Here is an 8,197-nt window from a genome sequence, read left to right on the forward strand (position 1 = left end):
CCCGCCCCCTACGGCTCGGACCCCTACGGCTCGGACGCGTACACCCCTGACCCCTACTCCTCCGACCCCTATGCGCCGGATCCGTACGGATCGGGACCGCACGAGGACGGCCGTCCCCACGACGGGGAGCATCAGGAGCCGCCGAACGGCGGGCGCCACCGCCGCTGAGCAGGCCCTACGAGGGCGCCGCTCCCGTTCACGGGGGCGGCGCCCTCGTTTGACGTCCGCCGACCGGACTGGACAACGGCTCGCGGCCGATCTATGTTGTTCTCATACAGAGATGAACTCAGTATGAGAAATACTTGGTGCGAGAGCTGCAGGAGGGCGCGGATGACCCCGGACCCGAGGCGCGACGAGAGCGACTTCCTCGCGAACTACGATCCGCGCGACTACGACCCGGTCGCCGTGACGGTGGACGTCGTGGCGCTCACCATCCGCGACGGCGCACTGCACGTCCTGCTGGTCCGGCGCGGAGGCGCCCCGTACGCGGGGATGTGGGCGCTGCCCGGCGGTTTCGTCCAGGCGGGCGGGCCGCTCCAGGGCGCCGAGGCGGAGGACCTGCCGGACGCGGCCGTCCGGGAGCTGGCCGAGGAGACCGGGCTCAGCGCCAAGGCCGGCGCGCTCGGCCGCGTCCATCTGGAGCAGCTCGGCACGTACGGCTCCCCCGGCCGCGACCCGCGCATGCGCGTCATCTCCGTCGCCCACCTGGCGTTCGCGCCGGAGCTGCCGGACCCCGAGGCGGGCGGCGACGCGGCCGACGCGGCCTGGGTCCCGGTGGACGCGCTCGGGCTGACCGAGTCGGGCGACCAGCGTCCGGGCACGACCCGCCGCCTGGCGTTCGACCACGCGCGGATCCTGTCGGACGGGCTGGAGCGGGCGCGCGCCAAGCTGGAGTACACCCCGCTCGCCACGGCCTTCTGCGGCGGCGAGTTCACGATCCCCGAGCTGCGCGCGGTCTACGAGGCGGTCTGGGGCGAGGAGCTGCACGCCGGCAACTTCCACCGGAAGGTCCTGTCCGTGCCCGGGTTCGTGGAGAGCACGGGCGCGACGTCCGACCGGGGCGGCCGGCGCGGCGGGCCGCGGCCGCGGCTCTACCGGGCCGGCGACGCCCGCCTCCTGCATCCCGCGTTGCTGCGGCCCGGCCGGGAGGAGGACATCAGATGAGCGAAGCGAACCGGGGGGCGCGGGGGGTCGACCCCCCACGGCGAACAGGGCTGAGTGTGGGCTTGGACGACGCGCTGGCCCGGCTCGGGCGGGCGCGGGTCCCCGCGGACCTGTTCGGCGAGGACGCGGCCGAGGCGGTGCGGCGGTACCGGCGGCTCGCGCGGCTCGTCCATCCGGACGCGACCGGCGGCCGCACCCGCGACGCCTTCATCAGGCTGAACGACCTGTGGCGCGGCTACAACCGGGACGGCACGGCCCTGATCACGACGCGCCGCCACGCGTACCGGCTCACCGGCGACCCGGTCGGCGGCGACCTGGCCGAGCTGTACCCGGCCCGGCCGGAGGACGGCGGCCGTCCGGTGGTGCTGAAGATGCCGCGCGACCCGCGCGACGGCGACCTGCTCGAACGCGAGGCCGTGGCGCTCCGCCAGCTCCCCAAGGACGGCGACGGGAAGTTCCTGCCGTACGTCCCGCGGCTGGTCGAGTCGTTCCGGCACCGGGACGCCTCGACCGGGCGGGAGCGGCGCGCCAACGCGATCGTCGCGCTGGACGGGTTCCACACGCTCGCCGAGGTCGGCAGGGCGTTCCCCGGCGGCGTCGACCCGCGCGACGCGGCCTGGATGTGGCGGCGGCTGCTCGTCGCCCTGGGGTTCGCGCACCGCGCGGGCGTCCTGCACGGCGCGGTCCTGCCGGACCACATCATGATCCACCCGGCGGAGCACGGGCTCGTCCTCGTGGACTGGTGCTACTCCGTCCCGGGCTGCTACGCGGCCACCGACCCGTCCGGCCGGGTGCCGGCCATGGTCGACCGGTACGCCGAGCTGTACCCGGCCGAGGTGCCGGGACGCGAGCCCGCGAGCCCGGCGACCGACATCTACATGGCCACCCGGTGCATGACCGGCCTCATGGGCGACAAGGCGCCCAAGGCGATGCGCTCGTTCGCCCGCGGCTGCACGCTGCCGGCGCGGAACCGGCGCCCCTCCGACGCCTGGCGGCTGCTGGCCGAACTGGACGAGCTGCTGGAGAAGCTCTACGGCCCGCGGCGCTTCCGCCCGTTCCACCTGCCCCTCCCCCACTAAGGAGACGACCATGGGAAGCGGACACTGGTCCACCGACGTCTACGCCGCCCGCGCGAGCTACCGCGCGGCCACCGGCACCAGCGCGTTCGCCCACTCCGACGGCGGCGCCACCACCGTCCACCCCGACCTCGACCCGCGCGGCGTGGCCTTCCGGGAGAGCCGGGACTCCGCCGACCACCCGGAGTCGCTCGCGATCGGCGTGCTGTTCGACGTGACCGGCTCGATGCGGCACGTCCCGCGGGCGCTGCAGACCAAGCTCCCCGACCTGCTCGGGCTGCTGCTCCGCAAGGGGTACGCCGAGCACCCGCACATCATGTTCGGCGCGGTCGGCGACGCGACCTGCGACCGGGCGCCGCTGCAGATCGGGCAGTTCGAGGCCGACAACCGGATGGACGACGACCTCGGCAAGATCCTGCTGGAGGGCGGGGGCGGCGGCCAGATGCGCGAGTCGTACGAGCTGGCCATGTACTTCATGGCCCGGCACACCTCGGCCGACTGCTTCGAGAAGCGCGGCAGGCGCGGCTACCTGTTCATGATCGGCGACGAGCTGGCCTACCCGGCGGTCAAGCGGCGCGAGGTCGCGAAGGTCATCGGGGACGAGCTGGCGGAGGACGTCCCCGTCGCCGCGATCGTCCGCGAGCTGCAGCGGATCTACGACGTGTACTTCATCATCCCGCAGGGCGCCTACCACGCCGGCAGCAGCGAGCTGAGGGACTTCTGGCAGGGGCTGCTCGGCCAGAACGTCCTGTACCTGGACGACCTCGACGCGGTCTGCGAGACGATCGCGCTGACCGTCGGGCTCGCCGAGGACGCCATCGACCTCGACCAGGGCCTGGAGCACCTGGCGGAGGCGGGCTCGGACGCCGGGCCGTCGGTGTCGCGCGCGCTCGCCCGGCTGGACGCGTCGCGCGCCGCGGTCGCGGTCTCGGCCGCGCCGCCCGGCCTGGACGCCGCCGGCCCGTCCGCGACGACCCGGCTCTGAGCACATGGGCCACGTGATCGTCGTCGACCTCGGCTTCGGGGACGCGGGCAAGGGCACGGTCGTCGACCACCTGTGCGCCGCGTCCCCGGTCGGGGCGGTCGTCCGGTTCAACGGCGGCGCGCAGGCCGCGCACAACGTCGTGGCGGCGGACGGGCGGCACCACACGTTCGCCCAGTTCGGCTCGGGGACGTTCACGCCCGGCGTCCGCACGCACCTGTCCCGGTTCATGCTCGTGGACCCGCTCGCCCTCGCCGCCGAGGCGGACCACCTGCGGACGGCCGGCGTGCCCGACGCGCTCGACCGGCTGACCGTCGACCGGGACGCGCTGCTGACCACGCCGTACCACCGGGCCGCCAACCGCGCGCGGGAGTCGGCGCGCGGCGCGGACCGGCACGGCTCGTGCGGGATGGGCATCGGCGAGACGGCCTCGTACGCCCTCGCGCACGACGACGCGCCGCGCGCGGGCGACTGCCTGTCGCCCGCGCGCCTGCGGCGGCGGCTGACCGCGGTCCGCGACTGGTACCGCGCCGCTTTCCCGCAGGGAGAGGACGTCCCGGACGTCGAGGCGTGCGCGGACGCCTTCACCGCGTTCGCCGAGCGGGTCGCGATCGTCGGCGGCGAGCACCTGCACGACCTCCTCCGGGCGGGGAACGTGGTGTTCGAGGGGGCCCAGGGCGTCCTGCTGGACGAGTGGCACGGCTTCCACCCGTACACGACCTGGTCGACGACCACGTTCGCGAACGCGGAGACGCTGCTGGCGGAGGCGGGCGAGTCCGCCTACCGGCTCGGGGTGCTGCGCGCGTACGCGACCCGGCACGGCCCCGGCCCGTTCGTCACCGAGGACCCGGTCCTCACGGCGGACCTGCCCGACCGGCACAACGGCACCGGCCGCTGGCAGGGCGCGTTCCGCGTCGGCCACCTCGACGCGGTGGCGCTGCGGTACGCGCTGGACGCGGCGGGCGGCGCGGACGGCCTGGCGGTCACGCACCTGGACGTGGCGGGGGCACGTCCAGACCTGCGCGCCTGCGTGGCCTACGAGATGGACGGCGGCCGGGTCGAGCGGCTCCCCGCGGGCCCGCCCGACCTGGACCGCCAGGCCGCGCTCACCCGCCGCCTGCTCCGGGCGCGCCCCGTCTACGCGCCGCTCGGCCGCCCGGTGGAGACGATCGAGGGGCTGCTCCGGACACCGGTCGTCCTGCGCTCCCACGGGCCCGCCTCGGGCGACAAATTTCCTGGCCACCTCCGGACGCCCATTGACCGCGGCGGCCCCCGGGACCAAGATCTCGATCAACGTCGCGGATCCCCCGGAGGTGGACGATGCGTCTCCCCCAGCGCAGCCTCGCGGTCTTCGCGGCGCTCGCCGCGTCCCTCGCGCTCCTGACCGTCCCGCCGGCCGCACCGGCCGCCGCGGCCGACACGGCGGCCGGCTGCGACCCCATCGACCCGGCCGCGTGCCTGCTGCCGTTCCCCAGCGACTGGTACACGGTGCCCGACGCCGGCACGCCGACGGGACGGCGGGTCGCCATGCGCACGACGCTGAAGAACGTGCTCGGCCTCCCGATCCGGCCGGACGAGTGGAACCGCGCCGACGGCTTCTCCCCCGGGTCGATGCTGCTCAGCCGCGTCCCCGGCATCGACCTGGCGCGCACCGGCGCGGCACCGGTCACCGACATCGGCGCCTCGCTCCGCGACGACGCCCCGATCGCCATCGTGGACACCGAGACCGGGGAACGCTGGCCGTACTGGGCGGAACTGGACGCCAACGCGCCCGACGACCGCAAGGCGCTGATCGTCCGCCCGGCCCGGAACTTCCGCGAGGGCCACCGCTACGCCGTCGCGCTGCGGAACCTGCGCGACGCGTCCGGGAACGCGATCGCGCCGAACGACGCGTTCGCCAGGATCCTCGGGCCGGAACTGCCGTCCGGCGATCCGCTGCACGAGCGCCAGCGGGAGACCGGGAAGGTCCTCGCGGACCTCGACCGCCACGGGGTCGGCCGCGACGGCCTCTACCTCGCCTGGGACTTCACCGTCGCGAGCCGGCAGAGCCTCGCCGGGCCGGTGCTCCACATGCGCGACGAGGCGCTCCGCGGACTCGGCGACCGCTCGCCCTCGTTCCTCGTGACGCAGGTGACCGACGACGTCGACGACAGGATCGCCCGGGAGGTCAAGGGCATCGTCTGGGCGCCGAGCTACCTCGACCAGTACGGCGGCCTGCCCGGTTCGGCGCTGTACCGGGGACGGGACGGTCGGCCGGCGCGGCTGCCCGGCAACTCCCAGGCCGTCCCGTTCCAGTGCGAGATCCCGAGATCGGCGTTCGACGAGCCGGCGCGTCCCGCCCTCTACGGTCACGGCCTGCTCGGCCGCGAGGGCGAGGTCGGCGCCGGCAACGTCAAGTCGATGGCCGCCGAGCACGGGTTCGCCTTCTGCGCGACCAAGTGGATCGGGATGGCGGACGAGGACGTCCCGAACGTCGTCTCGGCGCTCGCCGACCTCACCCGCTTCCGGACGGTCGCGGACCGCACCCAGCAGGGGCTGCTGAACTTCATCTTCCTCGGCCGCGCCATGACCCGCGGCTTCGCCGGGCACAAGGCGTTCCAGAACGGCTCGGGCGCGTCCCTGATCGACACCGGCGCCGAGCTGACGTTCGACGGCAACAGCCAGGGCGGGATCATGGGCGGCGCCCTCACCGCCGTGTCGCCCGACATCCGCCGCGCCGTCCTCGGCGTCCCCGCGATGAACTACAGCACGCTGCTCAACCGCAGCTCCGACTTCCCCCAGTACGGGCAGGTCCTCGACCTGTTCTACCCCGACAAGCTCGACCAGCAGATCGGCATCGCGCTGATCCAGATGCTGTGGGACCGCGGGGAGGCCAACGGCTACGCCTGGCACATGACGGACGACCCGCTGCCGGGCACGCCCGCGCACCGCGTCCTGATGCACGTCGCGTTCGGCGACCACCAGGTCGCGCCCGTGGCGGCAGAGGTCCAGGCCCGCACGATCGGGGCCAGCGTCCACGCGCCGGTCGTCCGGCCCGGCCGCAACCCCGACAAGGTGCCCTACTGGGGCATCCCGACGTTCGGGGCGGCCCACGAGGGCTCCGCGATGATCATCTGGGACAGCGGCTCCCCGGCCCCGCCGCTCGGCAACACGCCGCCGACCGAGGGCCGCGACCCGCACTCCGACCCCCGCAACAACGCCGACGCCCGCAGGCAGAAGGCGATCTTCCTGAAGACCGGCACGGTGCAGGACGTGTGCGGCGGCGGGCCCTGCGTCATCAACCCCTGACCGCCACCGGGGCCCGGGGACGCGGGATCGCGTCAGGAGCGCGGGTTCGCGTCCGCGTCCATGCGGGCCCAGTCGGCCTCCCACATGTCGTAGCGGTGCCGGTCGCAGCGGCGGCGGACCAGGACGTACGCGACCAGGACGGGCACGCTGCAGCCGAGCACCGCCGCGACGCCCGCGTAGGCGGCGTCGGTCACCGTGCGGCTGTGCGGGCGCGGCGGGATCGCCGGGGCGCCCTCGCGGTCGACCCAGATCGTCCGCTGCGCGCCGACCGCGGCGTTCTTCCAGCCCGGCAGCGTCCCGGTGCGGCGCTCGCCGTCCGCCCCCTGCCAGGTCGCCTGGACCGTCTCATGGATGTAGCGGTCGCCCGACGCCGCGCGGGTCGAGGTGACCGTCGCGACGACCTGGCTCCGGCTCGCCCGCTCGGCGGCCTCGGCGCGGACGCCCGACTCGTACGACCAGGACGCCGCCCACGCGGCCAGCGGCGGCGCGACGCCCAGCAGGACCACGAGCAGGACCAGCGCGATCACCCGCTGCACCCGGTCCACCCGGCGGCGCAGCTCGTTGCGCTCCAGACCGAGCCGGCGTCGCAGCCTGGCGAGGGGGGTGCCTCCATGGCCTGGGCCGGACCTGCGCATCTGCGTCACCTCCCCGGGGAGCGCCCTCCCGGCAAGAGGCCCTTTCAGCCTTCTTTGCCAAGGATATTCCCGAGTCCCTTGGTAGGCACGTGGCTCGTGGCCGAATCCTTTCCGGGATCGCGCCCGGTATGCCCGGATGATGGCCGAATCTCGCCGTCGTCCGCGGGGCCGGTCCGGTCCCCGCCGCGGCCGGGACCGCCGGCCGCCAGCGCGAGCAGCGCGCCGAGGACGCACATCCCGGCGGTGATCCAGAAGATCTCCTGGTACTCGGTGCGCAGCGCGTCGTCCAGAGCCGCGTTGTAGACCTCCATCCGCCGCGCGAACTCGTCCTCCGACATCAGGAACGGCAGCGGCGGCTGCAGATCCGCGGTCAGCCGGTGGAAGCGGTAGAAGCCCCACGCCGACAGCGCCGAGATCCCGAGCAGCATCCCCATCATCCGCGCCACGACCACCGCGGCCGACGCGACACCGTGCCGCGCCGCCGGGACGAACCGCAGCACCGCCGACGACACCGGCGCGATCACCAGGCCCAGACCGAGACCCGTGACCACGAGATCGACGTCCATCCTCGGCAGCGGCCCGTACGAGGCGCTCGCCAGATCCGCCGGCCACGCCGCGATCAGCAGGTACCCCGCCGCGGCCACCGCCATGCCCGCCGCCATCGGCCACCGCTCACCGAACCGCCGCGCGACCACCCCGCCCGCCACGGCCGCGACCGGCAGCGCGACGAGGAACCGGGTGAGCAGCAGCGCGCCCTCCGTGGTGTCCTTGTCCAGGACGGTCTGCGCCACCAGCACCACATCCACGAGCGTCACCATCAGCGCCGCACCCGACAGCAGGCTCACGCCCAGCGTCGCCAGCAGCGGCCCCCGCCGCACCCCCGACAGATCGAGCAGCCTCGTCCGCGCCTTGACCTCCCACGCCACGAAGACCGCGAGGACGACCGCGCCCGCGACCAGCACCGGCACGCCCCACGGCGGCAGCGCCGACTCCTGCGGCTCCGGGTTGTACACGCCGGCGACCAGCAGCCCCAGCCCCAGCGCCAGCAGCAG

Annotated in this window: 6 protein-coding genes and 1 pseudogene; 5 read left to right on the forward strand and 2 right to left on the reverse strand. The window is 74.6% G+C overall.

All coding sequences use genetic code 11. From position 1 onward, the window contains the following. The first annotated feature begins 330 nt into the window (after positions 1-330). The 5 genes from E1266_RS33020 to E1266_RS33040 are packed head-to-tail and all read left to right on the forward strand — an operon-like array spanning position 331 to position 6,510. Positions 331-1,164 (forward strand): NUDIX hydrolase, encoded by an 834-nt coding sequence (locus E1266_RS33020; RefSeq protein WP_132053829.1) that lies wholly within the window; start codon positions 331-333, stop codon positions 1,162-1,164. Further along, positions 1,161-2,243: a molecular chaperone DnaJ gene (locus tag E1266_RS33025; RefSeq protein WP_243719185.1), complete on the forward strand. Its 1,083-nt coding sequence runs from the start codon at positions 1,161-1,163 to the stop codon at positions 2,241-2,243. The genes E1266_RS33020 and E1266_RS33025 overlap by 4 nt, the downstream gene beginning before the upstream one ends. Positions 2,244-2,253: 10 nt before the next feature. Then, positions 2,254-3,225 (forward strand): hypothetical protein, encoded by a 972-nt coding sequence (locus E1266_RS33030; RefSeq protein ID WP_132053831.1) that lies wholly within the window; start codon positions 2,254-2,256, stop codon positions 3,223-3,225. Between the two features lie 4 nt (positions 3,226-3,229). Beyond that, entirely contained in the window at positions 3,230-4,606 is a 1,377-nt protein-coding gene (locus E1266_RS33035; protein WP_132053833.1) for an adenylosuccinate synthetase, read from the forward strand. Next, on the forward strand, positions 4,543-6,510 hold the full coding sequence (locus E1266_RS33040; protein ID WP_132053835.1) for a hypothetical protein: 1,968 nt from the start codon (positions 4,543-4,545) through the stop codon (positions 6,508-6,510). The genes E1266_RS33035 and E1266_RS33040 overlap by 64 nt, the downstream gene beginning before the upstream one ends. A 32-nt stretch (positions 6,511-6,542) precedes the next feature. On the opposite strand, the gene E1266_RS33045 is transcribed toward E1266_RS33040, so the two are convergent. Next, the gene (locus tag E1266_RS33045; RefSeq protein WP_132053837.1) at positions 6,543-7,145 is read right to left on the reverse strand and encodes a hypothetical protein; all 603 of its coding nucleotides are present in this window, start codon (positions 7,143-7,145) and stop codon (positions 6,543-6,545) included. 44 nt (positions 7,146-7,189) lie between these two features. Beyond that, positions 7,190-8,197, reverse strand: a pseudogene (locus tag E1266_RS33050) (MFS transporter); the annotation flags it as partial.

The organism is Actinomadura sp. 7K534, from assembly GCF_004348575.1.
In the GTDB taxonomy this organism is placed as follows: Bacteria; Actinomycetota; Actinomycetes; order Streptosporangiales; family Streptosporangiaceae; genus Spirillospora; species Spirillospora livida.

Bases quoted from the DNA above. Each gene is read 5' to 3' on its own strand.
- E1266_RS33035 (WP_132053833.1), top strand. From the start codon at position 3,230: ATGGGCCACGTGATCGTCGTCGACCTCGGCTTCGGGGACGCGGGCAAG.
- E1266_RS33030 (WP_132053831.1), top strand. From the start codon at position 2,254: ATGGGAAGCGGACACTGGTCCACCGACGTCTACGCCGCCCGCGCGAGC.
- E1266_RS33045 (WP_132053837.1), bottom strand. From the start codon at position 7,145: ATGCGCAGGTCCGGCCCAGGCCATGGAGGCACCCCCCTCGCCAGGCTG.
- E1266_RS33025 (WP_243719185.1), top strand. From the start codon at position 1,161: ATGAGCGAAGCGAACCGGGGGGCGCGGGGGGTCGACCCCCCACGGCGA.
- E1266_RS33040 (WP_132053835.1), top strand. From the start codon at position 4,543: ATGCGTCTCCCCCAGCGCAGCCTCGCGGTCTTCGCGGCGCTCGCCGCG.
- E1266_RS33020 (WP_132053829.1), top strand. From the start codon at position 331: ATGACCCCGGACCCGAGGCGCGACGAGAGCGACTTCCTCGCGAACTAC.